This window comes from Pseudonocardia sp. CA-142604, assembly GCF_050948475.1.
GTDB classification, from domain to species: Bacteria; Actinomycetota; Actinomycetes; order Mycobacteriales; family Pseudonocardiaceae; genus Pseudonocardia; species Pseudonocardia alaniniphila.
The window spans coordinates 3,810,569-3,827,439 of sequence record NZ_CP192045.1 but is presented as its reverse complement, the minus strand read 5'-3'; the positions used below and the strand labels follow the sequence as shown (position 1 = coordinate 3,827,439).

Annotated in this window: 15 protein-coding genes; 6 read left to right on the top strand and 9 right to left on the bottom strand. The window is 69.9% G+C overall.

All coding sequences use genetic code 11. The annotated features are described in order from the left end of the window. Positions 1–150: 150 nt before the first annotated feature. The 6 genes from ACQPZQ_RS17455 to ACQPZQ_RS17430 form a co-directional block, all read right to left on the bottom strand. Positions 151–1,725: a GMC family oxidoreductase gene (locus tag ACQPZQ_RS17455; protein ID WP_433296996.1), complete on the bottom strand. Its 1,575-nt coding sequence runs from the start codon at positions 1,723–1,725 to the stop codon at positions 151–153. Positions 1,726–1,987: 262 nt separating this feature from the next. After that, positions 1,988–3,388, bottom strand: coding sequence for a DUF2207 family protein (locus tag ACQPZQ_RS17450; protein WP_433296994.1), 1,401 nt, complete (start codon positions 3,386–3,388; stop codon positions 1,988–1,990). Positions 3,389–3,391: 3 nt separating this feature from the next. Then, entirely contained in the window at positions 3,392–3,955 is a 564-nt protein-coding gene (locus ACQPZQ_RS17445) for a LemA family protein (RefSeq protein WP_433296992.1), read from the bottom strand. 205 nt (positions 3,956–4,160) lie between these two features. Next, positions 4,161–4,913, bottom strand: coding sequence for a hypothetical protein (locus tag ACQPZQ_RS17440; protein WP_433296990.1), 753 nt, complete (start codon positions 4,911–4,913; stop codon positions 4,161–4,163). A gap of 31 nt (positions 4,914–4,944) precedes the next feature. Further along, positions 4,945–5,346 (bottom strand): Tox-REase-5 domain-containing protein, encoded by a 402-nt coding sequence (locus ACQPZQ_RS17435; protein WP_433296988.1) that lies wholly within the window; start codon positions 5,344–5,346, stop codon positions 4,945–4,947. A 378-nt stretch (positions 5,347–5,724) separates the two neighbouring features. Further along, complete coding sequence (locus ACQPZQ_RS17430; RefSeq protein WP_433296986.1) at positions 5,725–7,467, bottom strand: MFS transporter; 1,743 nt, start codon at positions 7,465–7,467, stop codon at positions 5,725–5,727. Between the two features lie 179 nt (positions 7,468–7,646). On the opposite strand from ACQPZQ_RS17430, the gene ACQPZQ_RS17425 reads away from it, so the two are divergent. Continuing rightward, positions 7,647–8,066 carry a MarR family winged helix-turn-helix transcriptional regulator gene (locus tag ACQPZQ_RS17425; protein WP_433296984.1) on the top strand — a complete coding sequence of 140 codons (420 nt, stop codon included), beginning with the start codon at positions 7,647–7,649 and terminating at the stop codon, positions 8,064–8,066. An 84-nt stretch (positions 8,067–8,150) separates the two neighbouring features. Here the strand turns inward: ACQPZQ_RS17425 and ACQPZQ_RS17420 are convergent, their stop codons facing one another. After that, a complete protein-coding gene (locus ACQPZQ_RS17420) occupies positions 8,151–8,618 on the bottom strand; it encodes a MarR family winged helix-turn-helix transcriptional regulator (protein ID WP_241043173.1) in 468 nt (155 codons plus the stop codon). 45 nt (positions 8,619–8,663) lie between these two features. Between ACQPZQ_RS17420 and ACQPZQ_RS17415 the strand changes: the two genes are divergently transcribed. After that, positions 8,664–9,275 carry a hypothetical protein gene (locus ACQPZQ_RS17415; RefSeq protein WP_433296981.1) on the top strand — a complete coding sequence of 204 codons (612 nt, stop codon included), beginning with the start codon at positions 8,664–8,666 and terminating at the stop codon, positions 9,273–9,275. Between the two features lie 24 nt (positions 9,276–9,299). Further along, entirely contained in the window at positions 9,300–10,124 is an 825-nt protein-coding gene (locus tag ACQPZQ_RS17410; protein ID WP_433296980.1) for an SAM-dependent methyltransferase, read from the top strand. Positions 10,125–10,171: 47 nt separating this feature from the next. Here the strand turns inward: ACQPZQ_RS17410 and ACQPZQ_RS17405 are convergent, their stop codons facing one another. Together ACQPZQ_RS17405 and ACQPZQ_RS17400 are read right to left on the bottom strand one after the other, a co-directional pair. After that, positions 10,172–12,130 carry an FUSC family protein gene (locus ACQPZQ_RS17405; protein WP_433296978.1) on the bottom strand — a complete coding sequence of 653 codons (1,959 nt, stop codon included), beginning with the start codon at positions 12,128–12,130 and terminating at the stop codon, positions 10,172–10,174. A gap of 172 nt (positions 12,131–12,302) precedes the next feature. After that, on the bottom strand, positions 12,303–13,211 hold the full coding sequence (locus ACQPZQ_RS17400) for a dihydrodipicolinate synthase family protein (protein ID WP_433296976.1): 909 nt from the start codon (positions 13,209–13,211) through the stop codon (positions 12,303–12,305). A gap of 71 nt (positions 13,212–13,282) precedes the next feature. Here ACQPZQ_RS17400 and ACQPZQ_RS17395 point away from each other — a divergent pair, with 71 nt between their 5' ends. The 3 genes from ACQPZQ_RS17395 (at position 13,283) to ACQPZQ_RS17385 (ending at position 16,867) form a co-directional block, all read left to right on the top strand. Continuing rightward, positions 13,283–14,188: a LysR substrate-binding domain-containing protein gene (locus ACQPZQ_RS17395; RefSeq protein ID WP_433296974.1), complete on the top strand. Its 906-nt coding sequence runs from the start codon at positions 13,283–13,285 to the stop codon at positions 14,186–14,188. A 257-nt stretch (positions 14,189–14,445) separates the two neighbouring features. Continuing rightward, positions 14,446–15,627, top strand: coding sequence for an MFS transporter (locus ACQPZQ_RS17390; RefSeq protein ID WP_433296971.1), 1,182 nt, complete (start codon positions 14,446–14,448; stop codon positions 15,625–15,627). Between the two features lie 580 nt (positions 15,628–16,207). Next, positions 16,208–16,867, top strand: coding sequence for a M23 family metallopeptidase (locus ACQPZQ_RS17385; protein WP_433299257.1), 660 nt, complete (start codon positions 16,208–16,210; stop codon positions 16,865–16,867). The last annotated feature ends 4 nt before the right edge of the window (positions 16,868–16,871 follow it).

Sequence of the window (16,871 nt, the reverse complement as noted above, 5' to 3'; positions counted from 1 at the left end):
CGCTCGGTAGTGGTCAGCGTGCTCATCGTCGATCCTTTCCGGGCCGACGCCGGCCGGGGTCGTCGCGCAATCGCTACGTGATGTCGTGCATCTCCCAGCTCGCCCCATCGTCGGACAGGCTCATGAATAGAGTCCTGGGCTAGGTGGAGTTCACGCTTGCCGGATCAGGTCGGCGGCCTTTTCGGCGATCATGATCGTGGGCGCGTTGGTATTGCCATGTGGTGAGGACGGCATGGTGGAGGCGTCGATGACGCGCAGCCCGTCGATGCCGCGGACGCGAAGTGCGGGGTCGACGACCGCGTGGTCGTGGGTGCCCATGGCACACGTACCCGTTGGGTGGTACAGGGTCTGGGTCCAGCGGCGGATGTGCGCGGTGAGTTCCGTGTCGGTGGGGTCGGTCGGCTCCGGCAGGTGGGGCTTGGCCAGGAAGTGGGCGAGAGGGTCGAGGCGGCTGATTTCCAGGAGGATCTTGGCGCCGGCCAGTAGGTCGTCGAAGTCGGATCCTTCGTCGTAGAAGCCGAGATCGATGACGGGTTTGCTGGTCGGGTCGGCGTCGGCCAGAGTGATTCGGCCTCGGCTGCGGGGCGCGACCAACGTGACGAGAGCAGTGAAGGCCGGCGGGGGTACGGGGTGTTGGGCGTTGTCGTTGTATCCGGTGGCCGCGGTGTACAGCTGGATGTCGGGTGGGCCGTCGGTGCCGTCGGTGGACAGGAATCCTCCGGTGTCACTGAAGTTGGAGGCCAGCGGCCCGCGGCGATCGTGTGCGTAGCGCCGGGCCGCGTCCTCCGTGGCGGCCAGTTCGCCCAGGTCGGTGGCACCGGTGGTGACCCACGAAAGTCCGACGCCCGGGTGCTCCTGCAGGTTTTCCCCGACGCCCGGCAGGTCGACCAGCACGTCGATACCGTGTTTGCGCAGGTGTGAGGCCGGCCCGATGCCGGAGAGCATCAGCAGTTGGGGCGAGCCGATGGCGCCGGCGCAGACCAGCACTTCGCGCTCGGCCAGGGCTGTATGTCGGCGTTGGCGGTCCTGGTGGACCACGCCTCGTACCCGGCCTTTGTCGGCGAGGATGCGGGTTGCCAATGCCGCAGTACGCACCGTGAGGTTCGGACGGATCATGGCCGGCCGTAGGTAGGCGTCGACGGTCGACCATCGTCGGCCATCGCGGCAGGTGAGCTGGTAATGCCCGACCCCGTGCTGGTTGCCGGAGTTGAAGTCGTCGTTGCGTGGGAGGCCCCACGCGGTAGCTGACTCGAGCCAGGCGCGTTGCAGCAGGTGTGGCTCGACCGGATCCTCGACGCGCAGCGGCCCACCTCGGCCGTGGATCGGGCCGCCGAGCCGCGCATTGTCTTCCGAACGCCGGAAATACGGCAGGACGTCGTGGTAGCCCCAGCCGTCGGCGCCGAACTCGTCACGCCAGTGGTCGTAGTCCGCCGGCGCGCATCGCATGTAGATCATCGCGTTGATCGAGGAGGAGCCGCCGAGTACCCGTCCTCTCGGTATGTACTGCGCCCGGCCGGTTGAGGCCACCGGCAGCGTTGTGTAGTTCCAGTCCAGCTCCGACTTGAACAGCGAGAAGCACCCGGCGGGCATGTGAATCCTCGGGTCGTCGTCGGTGGGACCGGCTTCCAGTAGCAACACGCGCACGTCGGGGTCTTCGGTCAGCCGAGCCGCCAGAACACAGCCTGCGCTGCCGGCGCCCACGATGATGTAGTCGAACGATTCCACTTCGGCCGGCTGCACGATCAACGGCTCGCCCTCGTCGTGACAGCACCGCGCGTAGCAGCCCGTCTCAGCTCGTCCACGCTTCGAGAATCCAATTCGAGACGCTGAACAGCAAAGAGAGATACCAGTACCAGGCCCAGCAGCAGCTGGCCGATTGTGGGCAACCAGTCTTTTCGTCAGAAATCGCGAGATGAGTCCGGTTTCACGGTATTGCGATCAGGGTCGTCGGCACACACTGATGGCGAAGCCGGCTACGACTCCGGTCTCACCTGGCCGGGGCGGGATGCGGGTCGGGAGGCGTACCGCGATGCCGCGACGGGACGAGCACCTCGATCTCACGGACCCTGCCCAGCCACCGGCCCATCCGGGCGCGGACCAGATCGCCCTCGGCGAGCCGGTCGAAGTCCTTCTCCTCGAGAGCGAACGCCCGCCCCGCGCGGCTGCGCCCGTCGTCGATCGCGATCCAGTACGTGTACGTGACGGGCGAGTCACCGCTGCCGCCGACCTGGTGCCGGCGGCAGCGCACGAGCTGCCCCTGCACCGTCAGCTGCGCGGCGCGGTCGGCGAGTACCAGCGCGATCGGGACGGCGGCGACGATCACGCCGGCAGTCAGCGCGAGGGCGATGGGGTTGCTCACCTCCCACCCGAGCAGCACGCTCACGAGGATCACACCGACGATGGCGAGCGTGAACGCACCGCTACCGGCCAGCAGCCCGTTGCCGACGACCGCCCACGAGGTGCGACCCCAGATCAGCCCCCACGGGCCGGGTGCCCCGTACCGGACCTCGACGAGGTGCCACCGGCCCCCGTAGTCGGACCACGCCCGCGATTCGTCGGCCGCGACGGCGATCGGCAGGCCGGCCACCGCGCGGGGCGCGAGCCCCATGGCCGCGGCGTAGGCCAGCGTCTGCCCCCACACCGTGACGGCCGCGGCGGGCTGCTCGGCGAACCTGCCGCCGGCCAGGTGTTCCCGCACACCGAGCCAGCGACCGGCGACGAGGGCACCGGCCGCGGTGCCACGCTCGGTGTTGAGCCGTTCCACGAGGCTCGCCAGGCCGACGAACACGAGCATCCCGATGCCGTACGCGGCGCCGGCCCCGTCCTCGGGCACGTTCAGCCCCAACAGCGCGGTGGCCGCCGCCGGGACGGCCGCGCTCGCGAGCAGCAACCTGCGATTCGCGCGGCCCCACCGGCGCTGCGAGAACCCGAGCCGTCGCGACTCGTCGATCACCGCCTTGCGGAAGCGCTTACGCCACCTGTCCAGGTTGCGGTTGCCCTCGGCGAGCGCTCCGGTGGCCACCACCCCGTCGACGGCCAGCGCACGGACGTGGTCGAGCACCATCTGCTCGTAGGGGCGCAGGGCGGGGGCCTCGCCTCGGCCCAGCCGCACCAGCGCGAGCTCCGGGCCGATCTCCTCGATCGACACCAGGCGGCGGGCGGCGAGGTCGAGCAGCGTCGCGGCGACGGCATGGCCGGTGAACCGCCAGCCGTTCGTCATCAAGCCGGCGAGTGCGGGCGACTCCGGCCCGAACTGCCCGGTCGGCGGGCCCGGCTGTGGCGTCGCGCCGCGGGTGGCCATTGCCATCAGCCCGAACAGGAGGAACCACAGCGCCGCCGCAACCGCGGCGGCGCTCCCGGCGAACACCGGGTGGGCCAGCACCTCCATCGCCTAGAACCGCACCTGTACCGGGCCGCGCTCGACGCCGGCCGGCTGGAAGAACTCCCGCTGCCAGAACCCGGTCGTCGCGGCGACGAGCGCCGTCGGGACCGTCTGCACGGCGTTGTTGTAGGTGAGGACCGCGTCGTTGTAGTACTGCCGCGCGTAGGCGATCCGGTTCTCGGTGTCGGCGAGCTCGGCCTGCAGGTCGGCGAAGTTCCGCCCGGCCCGTAGCTGCGGGTACGCCTCGGCCACCGCGATCAGCCCACGCAGCGCCCCCGACAGCATCTCCTCGGCCTGTGCCTGCTGCGCTGGACCGTGGGCGCTGATCGCCGCCGCACGCGCAGCGACAACCGAGTCGAGCGTGGCGCGCTCATGCGCCGCGTAGCCGCGGACGGTCTCGATGAGATTGGGCACGAGGTCGTAGCGGCGCTTGAGCTGCACGTCCACCTGGGCCCAGGCGTTGTCAGCGGCGTTGCGCCCGCGGATGAGCGAGTTGTACGTAGCGACGAACCACACGACCAGCAAGAGGGCGACCACCAGTAGGGCGGACGCGACGACAAGGACAACGTTCACAGGTGCTCCGGGGATGAGGGCCGGGTGTCGGCCGCCTCACGACGTGCGGCCTGCCCGTCACGATCACGCCACCAGCGTAGGAACCGGTGCCCTCAGGACATAGTGGACAGCCACGGAATTAACCGAGCGGACGGCCCGTGGTAGGCCTGCGGAGGGCGAAGGGCCCCACCAGCGCCGATCTCGTCCCCGTGGTGCCGTCGGACACTCAGCGCCGAGTCGCCTCGCCCTGACGGCCGGAATCCATCGCACGATCGATCTCGAGGAGACCTGCAGCGACGACGTCCGGTGAGAAGGCGACGGCGTGCAGATCCGCGACGATCACAACACCTCCGGCGTACCGGTGCTGCCCGGGAATGGCATGGAACCCGTCGGGGATCGCGAAGCCGTGCGGCAGGCCGGTCGGGAGCAACGTGAGCGCCCCGACGTCGAGAGAGGCCCCCGCCCTACCCAACGCCCTCGACAAGGCGCGCGTGGTGATCTGTCCCCGATCGGCCTCGAGCGGATCTGCGACGCTGCACAGCAGCTCAGCAAGCCACTGCGGTGAGCGGTCCTGAAGCGGACCGCAGATGCCACTGTCGAACCGGGCGCGCATCGAGCCGGTCGATGACTGCCCACCGAGCTCCCAGCTCAGCGTGACTACCGGGCGATCGCCCGGCAGCTCGCCGCGCAGGTCACCGACTGACGACGCACCCGAGACCAGGTCGCCGTCATCGTGTCGCTCGCGGCGCGACAACACGAGGTCCACCAGCGGGGGCGTCCACTCACGGTCGCCGTCCGACCATCGCAGTGCCGCCGTGCCGAGGGTGGGCCGCAGCGCGCTGTCCACCGCGTCGATCACGCCCTCCATGGCACGCGCCGTGACGGCCCACGCGACGGCGTGACCCGGTGGATACCGGGTGAGCACCTGCACGGTCCAGTCGTCGGCGGCCACCGCGGTTCCTCCGTCGGGGGTGCGCACCCGAATCCTTTCGAACGAGCCACGCCCACTGCTACGGATCCCAGCCGGGCATGGGCGCGAACTCTGCGGAGACCCTACCGGACAGCGCAGGCGACGCTCGGAACTCGTCCCCCAGTAGGTCCGCCACCACCGACTCGGCGCAGAGCCAGCGCACCGGCCGACCACGCGCCGCCTCCATCTGACGCCGCGCCTGGCCGATCAGTGCCCGGAGGCCGGACCCGGCCGACCATCGGTACCAGTCATGCCAGTCCTCGCTCTTCTGATCGACGAAGCAGGCGTAGTGCCCTTTGGCCTCCAGCAAGGTCTCCGTGTCGATGCCGTCGAACCAGATGTCCTTGCCGTCGGGGTGCCGGACGACGTACTCGAGGTTCGGCGGCCCCCCGCCATAGGACTGCCGCACCCAGCGCTCGTACCGACGTGACGCGGCGCTCATCGACCGCTTCGGTGGCGTCCCCCACCTGCCGATGGGAACGAGGCGGCCCTGGCCCTCTGCCGGAGCTCCTGCCACGGTCACCCGCCCGGGTTCGCCTCGTTACAGTAACATCACGGTAAGTGAGCGAGGTGGCCAGCGAAGAATCACCCGGTGTCTGCGAAGCAACAGTATGTAATCGGTCAACCGACCGAACATCGCATGCAACCGACCGTTCATCGCACATTGCGTCGCCAACCGGCCAATTGGCTGACCGGACTACTCCGAATCACGGCCGAACGAGCGACACGCTCGCTGCGCTCCGTCATCGGTCGTCGCGCGACACAGGCCAGAGCCGGGCCGCTTTCGAGCACCACGACAGCGCAATCCGACGACGGCCTGTCACCGACGGGATACCGGCCCCGCCGCTGCGGTCGTGGTCGCCAGTTCGACTGCCACGTATCGCGTCCCCCGCGACAGGCTCGCCACCGCGGCGATCAGGCACGCCGCGATGGCGAACCCGAACGCGATGTGGAGTCCGGCCTCGAAGGGTCCGGCGATCAGGCTCGGGAAGAACGCGTTGCCGGTGAGCACCGCAGTATCGGCGGGTGGAACCTGGGCGATGACCGCTGGTCCGAGAAGGTGCTCGATGGGGTTGTAGCCGAGGAACGCGGCGAAGAGCACCGAGACCGGCGGGCTGGCCGCGACAGCAGCAGTTGCGTCAGCCGGCACGTGGTGTGCTTCGAGGCCGGAGGTCAGGGCCGCGGGCAGAGCGGCGGCCAGGCCACTGATCATGAGGGTGAAGAAGATCCCGATCGAGAACACCTGCGCGGAGTTCTGGAAGGTCGAGTTCATCCCGCCCCCGGCGCCCCGGTCGCCGATCGGCAGGCTGTTCATCACCGCGGCCCTGTTCGGCGAGGCGAAGCAGCCCATCGACAGCCCGTTGAGCAGGAGGATTCCTGCGAAGGCCCAGTACGGGAAGTCGATCGGGAGCAGCTCGAGAAGGACGAACGTGAGCGCGGCTCCGACCATCCCCCCGGTGGCGAACGGGCGGGCGCCGAACCGGTCCGAGAGCGCACCGGACAGCGGACCTGCCACGAGGAACCCGACCGTCAGCGGGAGCATGTAGATCCCGGCCCAGAGCGGCGTCTCCTCGAACGAGTAGCCGTGCAGGGGCAGCCAGATCCCCTGCAACCAGATGATCAACATGAACATCAGGCCTCCCCGTCCGAGCGCGGACAGGAAGGTCGACAGCGTGCCGAAGGTGAACGCTCTGATCCGGAACAGCGGGAGCCGGAACATCGGGAAGCGAACCCGCGTCTCGATCACTGCGAAGGCGAGCAACAGCACGACTCCTGCGGCGAGCGAACCGACCACGACCGGGCTCGTCCAGCCCATCGTGTGGCCCCCGTAGGGCTGGATACCACTGGTGATCCCGATCATCACGAGCACGAGTCCGACGGCGAAGGAGATGTTGCCGAGCCAGTCGATCGGCTCACGGGAGCGGGTGCTGATGTCGCGGAGCCGCAGGTAGGACCAGATCGCACCGAAGAGTCCTGCCGGCACGGAGATCAGGAAGACCAGCCGCCAGCTGACCGGGGCCAGTAGTCCGCCGAGGACGAGACCGATGAAGGTCCCGCTGATCCCTGCGACGTTGTTGATCCCCAGCGCCAGGCCCCGCTGGTGCGCGGGAAAAGCGTCGGTGAGGATCGCGCCCGAGTTGCCGACGAGAAACGCCCCACCGACACCCTGGACGATCCGCCAGGCCAGCAGCCAGATCGCGCCTGCGTGTCCGCTCATCCAGGTGATCGTGAGCATCAGCGAGGCGAACGTGTAGATCGCGAAGCCGAGGTTGTACATCCGGACCCGACCGAACAGGTCGCCGAGCCGGCCGACGCTGACCACGAGCACGCTGCTCGTGACCAGGTACCCAAGGATCATCCACAGGAGGTAGAAGCTGTTCTCCGGCAGCAGAGGGTCGAGCTGGATGCCGCGGAAGATGTCGGGCATCGCGATCAGCATGATCGAGGAGTCGATGGTCGCGAGCAGCACGCCGACGGTCGTGTTGGTCAGGGCGACCCACTTGTAGCGGTCGTCGGTCGCGCTCTCACTCGTCGTGGTTCCGGGGGATAGGCCACTGCGCATACGCACAGGCATACCATTGCCTGCCGGCAAGCAACGGAAGAGGGTCGGACGGACGGTGCAGGCGCCCGGTGCCGGGGCCTGATTGGATGGCGGCGATGGGCGATGCAGGAGCAGATGAGTCAGCGGACGCCGCTCCGCGGGCAACCTTCGACGCGGAGGCGGCAGCCAGGATGCGCCGCATGATCGGGAGGCTCGCGCGGGCGATGAACCAGTCCGCATCGAGCGAGGACCTCACCCCGGCACAGGCATCCGTGCTGGCGGTCGTCGTTGCCCGGCGCCGGATCCGGCTCTCCGTACTCGCCCAGGTCGAGGGGCTCAATCCGACCATGCTGTCACGTGTCATCGGCAGGCTGGACGATCTCGGACTCATCGAGCGTGTGGTCGACGAGCGCGACCAGCGCGCAGTCATCGCGTGCGCCACGCCCGCAGGCAAGGCGAAGAGTCAACGCATCCGGGAGCAACGCACGAGGGAACTCCTCGCGGTCATCGAGCTGTTGCCGGCCTCGACGTCGGAGATCCTGCTGACGGCACTGCCCGCGTTCGAAGAGCTCACTGATGCGATCCGCTCACCGGCGATGTCGGGGTTGTCGGACGCCTAGGATTTCCTCCCGCTTCCGCGATCGCGCCCGTACCCGGCCGACGTACCCGCACCGCGGTGTCCCGTGGAAGGGACGGATCGGCGATCAGTCGCCGTCGGGGTAGGTGAAGCGGTGCAGGAGGTCGAGGAGTCGCGCACCCTCGCCCGGTCCCAGGTGCGACGTCAGGCGTTCGGCGATGGGCACGGCGGCGATGTGGGCCCGGTCGAACACCTCCAGGCCGCTCTCGGTCATCTCGACGGCGTGCGTCCGCCGGTCGCCGGGCACCGGCTTGCGTTCCACAATGCCGGCGCGTTCGAGATCGTCGACCACGCGCACCATCGACGCCTTGTCGCTGCCGGTGTACTGCACCAGCGCGCTCTGGCTGAGTGGGCCGCGCGCGTTCAGCGCGATCATGACGGCGAAGTGGCGCAGTTCGAGGCCCTGCGGCCGCAGTGCCTCCACCAGCGCGCTCGCGGCACGGTCGTGGGCTCGGCGCATCAGCAGGCCGAGGGCGAACGGGGACGCGTCGCCGGGAGTGTCGGTGGCTCGTTCGGCGCGGGCCCTGGTGGTCACGGGTGAGACAGTAACAGGCAACACTGATTCGACTGAGACTGTTTCATGTGGCACCATCTAGACCGTGCCTCGGACACCGCCCTCAACGCCGGCCCATCCGGTCACGGCGAGCCGGTAGCCGTGTTCGAGACCGTGGCCGCCACCGCCGCCGAAAAGCGGGAACGCCGTCCTGGCGACGAGTTGGTGCCGGCCGCCGACGTGGTCATGGACCGCGGTTTCACGGTCGCGGGTCGGCCGGAGAGCGTCTGGCCGTGGATCGTCCAGCTCGGCAAGCGGCGAGCGGGCTGGTACCTGCCACGGCGGGTCGAGCGACTGCTGCCGCCGTCACGACGGGCGACGCGGGAGATCGTCCGCCGCTGGCAGCAGCTCGGCCCTGGCGACGTCATCCCTGACTACGGCGGACGCCACGAGACCTTCACCGTGGTCACGATCGAGCCGCCGACCACGCTGGTCTACCGCTCGCGGCGCGGCCTTATCGACGTGAGCTGGTCCATCGTGCTGCGTCCCGACGGGAAGCAGACGCGGGTGCTGTTGCGCCTGCGGCTGGGCTCCGTCCGCCGGAAATGGCTGGCCGTGACGGCCGGTGAGCTGCTCGACCTGCTCACCATCGCCGGGCTGGCCGCAGGCCTCCGGGAACGCCTCGCCTCGCCGTCATGATCGACACCGAATCAGGGGGACCTTGTGAACGCCTCGCAGATCGACCAGATCGGCACCACCGCCTTCTTCGTCGCCTCCCTCCGGGCCGCCGAGAGCGCGCGGCCTGACCGGCTCGCCGACGATCCGCACGCCCAGACATTGCTGGCAGCGGCCGGCATCTCCACGATCCCCGGCGATGTCGCGGAGTTCGTCGCGATCATGGGCGACCAGGTCGCCGTGCGAACCCGCTACCTGGACGAGGCCCTGCTCGCCGCGACGGCGGGCGGGTGCCGCCAGGTGGTGCTGATGGCATCCGGGATGGACTCACGCGGCTACCGGCTGCCGTGGCCCGACGGTACGGAGCTGTTCGAGCTGGACCAGCAGCCGGTGCTCGCGTTCAAACAGGACGTGCTCGCCGACGTGACCACCCGGTGCCCGATCCGTCACGTGGGCATCGACCTGCGCGACGACTGGGCCAGCGGTCTGCGCGCAGCCGGGTTCCGAGACGATCGTCCCGCGGCATGGCTCGTCGAGGGACTGCTCTACGCACTCGACGCCGCCACCGCGGACGGGCTGCTCGAGGCGATCAGCCGACTGAGCGCCCCGGGCAGCACGATCGCCTTCGACCATGTGGAGATGGGCCCCGTGCTCACCGACGCCCTCACGGCGATCGACCCCGGCCTGCTCGACCTGTGGCAATCCGGCCCGCTCGACCCCACCTCCTGGCTGAAGCGCCACGGGTGGGAACCGCACGTCGTCGAGCTGGCGGCGCTCGAGCGCGAGCACGGGCGACCGGTCCACCCCGCCTACGACCCGGCCGTCGCCGGGAGCGCGCACAGCTGGCTGGGAACCGGCCGCCGCCCCGCCTGAGATACCCGGTGGTCACGCGGCGGACGGGCGTGTAACTCCCCTGCTGATCACGACCGCTCTGCGGCGAACCTCACCACCGCTGCGGCCAGCGCCTCGGTCGCCTGGGCGGTGTCGGCCAGCGCGTCACCGCAAACCCGCGGCGGTGGCGCCGTGACCTGACCGCCGGGGAGCACACCGGTCTCTGCCGTGGTGGCGACGGATCGCATCACGTCGTCGAAGTAGGTGACGTAGCCGGCTGCCGCTGGGCACGCCTCGGCTCCGTCGTGCGGGGCCAGGGCCGCGAGCGTCGAGGAGCGCCTGCTCACGTCGTGAACCAGGCCCAGCAGCTCCCCGAGCGGCTCGTCGTCGAATGCGACGTGATGGCGCGTCGGCTCGTGAAGCGCGTGCTCGGCGGTCTCGGCGAACTCCAGCCGCGCGTCACGCGTCGCCCGGCGCTGCTCGGCGAGGTACGCGTCGTCGGCGCTTCCGGGCGCGACCCAGGCCGTCGCCGTCGTCGCGAGCACGCTGCCCTGTTCCCGAGCCCACGTGGCGAAAGCGGCGGGTAGCCGATCCCGGTGCCAGGTGGGCCACACCAGGAAAACAGCCAGCGCGATCACGGCTCCGCCCACCGTGTCGACCAACCTGGTGAAAGCCGAGCCGCCACCCAGCAGGTACGAGACCCAAGCCGCGATCCACATGATGAGCCACAGCTGACCGCTTCCGCGAAATACGAGGTAGCCGGCCAGCAGCCCGCACAGGATGACCGCGTGGACGAGCGGGCTGGTGGGCACCTGCGCGAGCCCCCAGCCCACCAGGGCGCCGACAAGGGTTCCCGCGGTGCGTGCCACGCCTCGGCCGATCGTCTCCGCGTAGTCGGGGAAGAGCACGAGCGCCGCCGTCAGACACATCCAGAAGCCGTGCCCGGCGATGCCGATCCCGCCCCAGTCCCCGGCCGCCCGGCCGACCCACTCGGCAAGGGTCGCGGCGACCGCCAGTCGCATCGCGTGCCGGAACACGGGGCTCTCCCAGCGGAGCTGGGCACGAACGGTCGCGATCGTTCGGGCGAGCGAGGCACGCAGGTCGACGAGGACGCCCGTGTGCTCGGGTTGTGCGGACTCGACCGGTGATCCCGACGCCAGGCGCCGTGCCACCGCGACCGACTCCCCGAGCGGTCCGGAGCCGGCCGGTGGCGTCGGTCCGGTCGGTGGCTCAGCCGTGCGGACCGCCGTCGCGACGACCCGCAACTGCTCGGCCGACGCCCGAAGCGTCGGCTCCCCGGTGCGCATGGCATGAAGGTCACCGGCAATTCGCTCGCCTTCGGTCAGCAGGCCCAGCAGGTCGGCGACATGCGCCTGCCTGCGAGCGGGCAGGAGCGAGACGGCGCGCCACGCGGCCCGGAGCGGGGCGGCGTACGACCGCCGCTGGTCGATCCCGCCCGCCTTCTCCTGGGCACCCAGCGCCAAAGCGTCGTACAGGCCGGACACCGCGAGGCGCTGAGTGCCGTGGCGGGGACCGTAGGGCGGCAGGAACTGGCAGGCGGCACTGATCGCCGCGCCCAGCCCGATCCAGCCCACCGCCTCGCCCGCCGTGGCAACCGCCGGCACCGTCTCGGCCACGATCAGCATGACGATGCTCGCGAAGAGCAGTCGCACACCGAGGCCGACACTCACCACTCGTAGCAGGCCGGATGCGAACATGCCGGCGAACAGAACCACGTAGACGGCGGGCCACACGGCATGAAGGGCCGCACCGACAGACGCCGCGATGGTGAACATCGCCGCGCTCGCCCACGCCACAACGAACCGGTGTCGCTCGTGGGGAATCAACGAGCCCACCCCACCGAAGAACGCCCCCACGCACAGGAGCGTCTCGACGAGCTCGTCGCCGAGTACGAGACCCAAGGCGGTGGCGAGGCAGATTCCGAGCGCGACCCGCAGCAAGCGAGCCCGATCCTGCAGGACCGGCCCGAAGGCAAGCCCCGCCCGGACGGCCCGGCGCAATGCAGCTCGATGTGTGGTCGACGTCATCGGTGCCCATCCCCGTCTCGGCCCGCGCACCTCCTTCGCCGGCCGCTAGCGGGTCCGCAGCGGAGTCTGCCGTGGTGGCGGCTCCCGTGAAAGCCGGCCGCGCCGACACGAGCAGGCACGGCGCTGCCGAGCTTCCGAAGAGTCCGACGCCATCGGAGCAAGCGCTCCGTGATCAGAGACGTGCACTGATCCGGCCCGCCGGGACCTCGGACAGCCGGGCGAGGGCGGCCGCCACCGTCCGCGGCTGCGCGGCCAGCAGCGGCAACCGGACCGCCGGTGAGGCGATTCGCCCCTGCTCGTGCAGCACGGCCTTGAGCACGCACGGGTTGGGCTCGGCAAAGAGCGCTGCGGCCAGGCGCGTCAGCGGTCTGGTCAGGTCCCGGGCGCGCTCGGCGTTCCCGGCCTGCCACGACGCCACCACTTCCGCCCACCGCTGCGTGCGCAGATGCGCAGACGCCAGCACCGCGCCCGCTGCGCCGACGGCCAGCAATGGCCCGGCCACCACGTCGTCTCCCGCGAGCACGGCGAAGCCGGGCGGTGGGTCGGACATCAGGTCCACGACGTCTGCGTCCACGGCTTGCACGGCGTGCTTCATCCCGATCACGCCCGGCAGCCCGGCCAGTTCCCGCAGCGTCGCGGCGGTGAGCGTCCGGCCCGTGCGGTGCGGAACGTGGTAGACGATGAGCGGGACGGTGGACCGGGCGCTCAGCTCCCGGAAGTGCTCGACCACCCCCGCCTCGGTCGGCCGAGCGAACGCGGGCACCGGCACGAGGGCCGCTTCCACCTCAGGCCACCGAGCCAACTCGGCCACAGCCGTGACGCTACGTGCGGTCGCGCTGGTGCCGGCACCGACGACCAGCGCAGCGCCGGTGTCCCGACGAACCCGGGCGCAGACATCGATCACGGCGACGCGCTCGGCGTCGTCGAGAACGGCGAGCTCCCCCGTGGTGCCGAGCGCAACGATTCCGGCGGCGCCCTCGGCGAGGGCGTCGCGGGCCAGTTGCTCCAGCGCTACCGCGTCCACCTCACCGTCCGGCGTGAACGGGGTGACCAGCGGGACGAACAAGCCTCCGAGTTCCACGCCGCTGAGCCTCCGCCCAGCCACACGTCAGGTCCAGTTCACGTAATTGAACCTGAGCATAAGCTGATCTGATGCTCGACGTCCGTCGCCTACGCCTGCTGCGCGAGCTGGCACACCGCGGCACCATCGCGGCAGTCGCCCGCGCGCTCGCCTACACCCCGTCCGCCGTGTCGCAGCAGCTCAGCACCCTGGAACGAGAGGCGGGCACCGTCCTGCTGGAACGCACCGGCAGGCAGGTGACGCTCACCCCAGCCGCGCTCACGCTGGTCGCCCACGCCGAGGTGGTGCTGGAGCGGCTGGAGCAGGCCGCCGCCGACCTCGCCGCGACACGGGAGGGGCCCTCGGGCCCGCTGCGGATCGGCGCGTTCCCCTCCGCGGCGCGGACCATCCTGCCTGCCGCACTCGTAGCGCTGGCGGAAAGCCACCCGCGGCTCGAACCGCACGTGCACGAACTCGATCCCGCTGAGGTCGCCGCAGCACTACGGACGGGCGAGGTCGACGTCGCTCTCGTCCACACCTACGACTTCGTCGCCGCGCTGCCCGAACCCGGCCTGGACACGATCCACCTGTTCGACGAGCCGATGTTCCTCGCCGCGCCGCGGACCATGGAACCCCTCCCCGACGACGACCCATTGCGCCGCTGGCAGGAGGCGCCCTGGATCGTCGCCCCCACCACCACCCGTTGCGGAACCATGACCATGCGCGCATGCGAAGCTGCCGGATTCGTGCCGCGGGTGCGGCACGTCATCGACGATTTCCCCACCGCACTCGCGCTCGTCGGGGTCGGCAGCGGGGTGGCGCTCATCCCCCAGCTCGGCGTGGCCGACCCCGCGCCGGAGATCATGCTGGCGCCGTTGCCGATGCAACGCAGCACGTGGGCGGCCTGCCGACGCGGAGCCCTGACTCGTGCCGCCATCACCGCCTTCGCATCAGCGGTGCGCGCCACAGCGTCGAACCTGCTACCACTGCAGCCGTAGAGCCGAGCACTCACTCGAGGTCGGGGCCCGATCACTGCTCCCTTCTTTTCGTTCGCCGATGCAACCTTTTCGCGCGATCGATTTCCGTGCGCTCCGCAACATATTTTCACTCTTTCGGTTTATCGACCAACGCCGATGGCCCTTCGACTCGAAGTATGCCGGCAGCGCCGTGGCCGGCTGCTGGGCGAGGAGCCACCCGCAGTGCAGTCCTGACTCGACGCTGTCGGACATCTCCAACACGTGGATATCGTCATTCTGTGTTGTCGCGGACTCTGGGCTGGTTGACGTTGTTCCTGGTCGGCACCGACCTGTTCGTGATGTCGCCGCTGCTGCCGGAGATCAGTCGTGGGTTCGCCGTCGGTACTTCCGCAGGGGGCTGGGCGGTGAGCGTGTTCGCCGTCGCCTACCTGGTAGGCGGTCCCACCCTCGCGGCACTCGCCGATCGCGCCGGCCGCCGCGGCGTTCTGATCGCGGCGCTGGCGGTGTTCGCTGTGGCCAATATGGCAACGGCACTGGCGCCGAGCTTCGCGGTGCTGCTGGGGGCGCGCGGCATGGCCGGGCTGGCCGCATCAGGCATCACACCTTCGGTGTACGCGCTGGTCAGCGCGGCGGCCCCGCCCGCTGCCCGAGCCACGTGGTTGGCGGTCGTGACCTCCGGGCTGCTGATCGCCCTGACCATCGGCGCTCCGGCCGGCTCGTTGTTGGCGTCAGCTGTGGGCTGGCAGGGTGTGTTCGTCGTCCTGGCCGTGGCGGCCGCGCTCATCCTTGCGAGCACAGCGGTCTGGACCCGACGCGCGGCGCCGCCGCCCACGGCTGGAGCAAACCCCCTCGGCGCCACGACCATCGCCGGCACGAGCGATCAACACCGGTTGGAGCCTGCGCCTGCTGTGGTGACGAAAGTACGAGCGGTGTCGGTGACCGCCTTGTGGGCCCTCGCGGTCTACGGCCCTTACACCTACCTGGGGACCATTCTGCGAGAGCACCTCGGATTCCCGCCGAGCGTCGCAGCCGGCGCGCTCGTCTGCTTCGGGGCCGGCGCGGTTATCGGCAATCTCGCCGGCGGGCGCCTCGCCGATCGGTTCGGGGGACGGCTGACCAGCGTGATCACCCTGGTCCTGCTCGCCGGTGCGGAGACATGGTTCGGCCTCGCCCTGCACGCTGGGCCCGTGCTACTGCTGGCGTCGCTCGCCGGGATGGCGCTTGCGGCCTACCCGTTCTTCTCCGCTCAGCAGGCTCGTCTCATCGCACGCTACCCCGCGGCCGCCGGCTCGCTGATCGCCTGGAACAACACCGCCATGTACGCCGGGATACTGCTCGGTTCCGCGATCGGGGGGACAGCACTGACCCACTTCGGGCCCGCGCTGCTGGCGTTCGCCGCCGCCGGTGTCGCCCTCCTCGCCGCACTCGTCGCTACCAGCAGCATCACCACGCCGAGCTGACCACGCTGTAGAGGCGTTCATCCCGCTACGAGCGGGAGCGCCGGCCATCTCACCTCCCAGCACCCACCGGCTCCGGCCGTAGCCGCACCGCAACCGCCGGGGATTGACTGCCGTGCCGGCTGCTTTTTCGTTCGCTGGTGCAACCTTTTCGCGCTCTCGACTCCCTTCCACTCCGCAAGATATTTTCAGTCTTTCGGGTTATCGACCAACGCCAATGGCCCTTCGGTCGAGAGTATGTCGAGGACGAACTACGCAATCGCCGGTACCCGACAGAAGATCGACATGGTCCAGCGCTCCGCCTATCGGGTGGAAAAGCACGTCAGCATCGTCACGGAATGCATTAACACGATGAGAGATACGTCATGCCAATTTGGTGAAACGCCTTCGTAGCGTCTCGGACGGCCCTGCTGACATCGCTGCTCACCCGGAGTGGCGGGCGCGGGGCCACCGTCTGACGGGCGGGATGCGGCACGGCCGGGACATCGACGGCCGAGCGCACTCGCTTCGACGCCGCCGTGCTCCCCCGCTTCGACGGCCGTACGTCGGATGGTGCTCACCCCGAGGAACCGCATCCGTGCCCATGCACATCCCCGCTCTGACCACCCGCGTCGCCGTCACGGCCACCGCCGCCGCTGCCGCCGCCCTCGTCGGCTTCCTGCCGGCCCTCAACGGCGCAACCACCTCCACGAAAGCACAACCAGCCGCACCCGCAGCCCCGGTGACCACCCCGACCACCGTCGAGCTACCTGCGCCCCCAGTGGCCCCGTTCATGCCCGGATCGTCCGCCCGCTTCGTGAGCAAGATCGTCGACGCGCACGCCGGGGCCGCCAGGGCGAAGCCTCGGGCATCTGCCCGTGGCGCAGTCCAGATGGTCACCGGACGGGTCTCATCCGGATTCGGCCGCCGCTGGGGTTCGTTTCACGAGGGACTCGACATCGCCGCCCCGATCGGCACCCCGATCCACGCCCCACTCGCCGGCACCGTGATCAGCTCCGGTCCTGCCCGCGGCTTCGGCCTCTGGGTACGGCTGCGGCACCTCGACGGCACGATCACGGTCTACGGGCACATCAACCGCTCTCTGGTGAGGGTCGGCCAGAAAGTGTCCGCCGGGCAGGAGATCGCCGAGGTCGGCAACCGAGGTCAGGCGACCGGGCCGCACCTGCACATCGAGGTCGTCACGCCGGGCGGCGTGAAGATCAATCCGCAGCCGTGGCTCAACCAGCACAGGATCGTCTACTAGCGGC

Bases quoted from the DNA above. Each gene is read 5' to 3' on its own strand.
- ACQPZQ_RS17450 (WP_433296994.1), bottom strand. From the start codon at position 3,388: ATGGAGGTGCTGGCCCACCCGGTGTTCGCCGGGAGCGCCGCCGCGGTT.
- ACQPZQ_RS17435 (WP_433296988.1), bottom strand. From the start codon at position 5,346: ATGAGCGCCGCGTCACGTCGGTACGAGCGCTGGGTGCGGCAGTCCTAT.
- ACQPZQ_RS17430 (WP_433296986.1), bottom strand. From the start codon at position 7,467: ATGCGCAGTGGCCTATCCCCCGGAACCACGACGAGTGAGAGCGCGACC.
- ACQPZQ_RS17425 (WP_433296984.1), top strand. From the start codon at position 7,647: ATGATCGGGAGGCTCGCGCGGGCGATGAACCAGTCCGCATCGAGCGAG.
- ACQPZQ_RS17415 (WP_433296981.1), top strand. From the start codon at position 8,664: ATGTGGCACCATCTAGACCGTGCCTCGGACACCGCCCTCAACGCCGGC.
- ACQPZQ_RS17405 (WP_433296978.1), bottom strand. From the start codon at position 12,130: ATGACGTCGACCACACATCGAGCTGCATTGCGCCGGGCCGTCCGGGCG.
- ACQPZQ_RS17395 (WP_433296974.1), top strand. From the start codon at position 13,283: ATGCTCGACGTCCGTCGCCTACGCCTGCTGCGCGAGCTGGCACACCGC.
- ACQPZQ_RS17385 (WP_433299257.1), top strand. From the start codon at position 16,208: ATGCACATCCCCGCTCTGACCACCCGCGTCGCCGTCACGGCCACCGCC.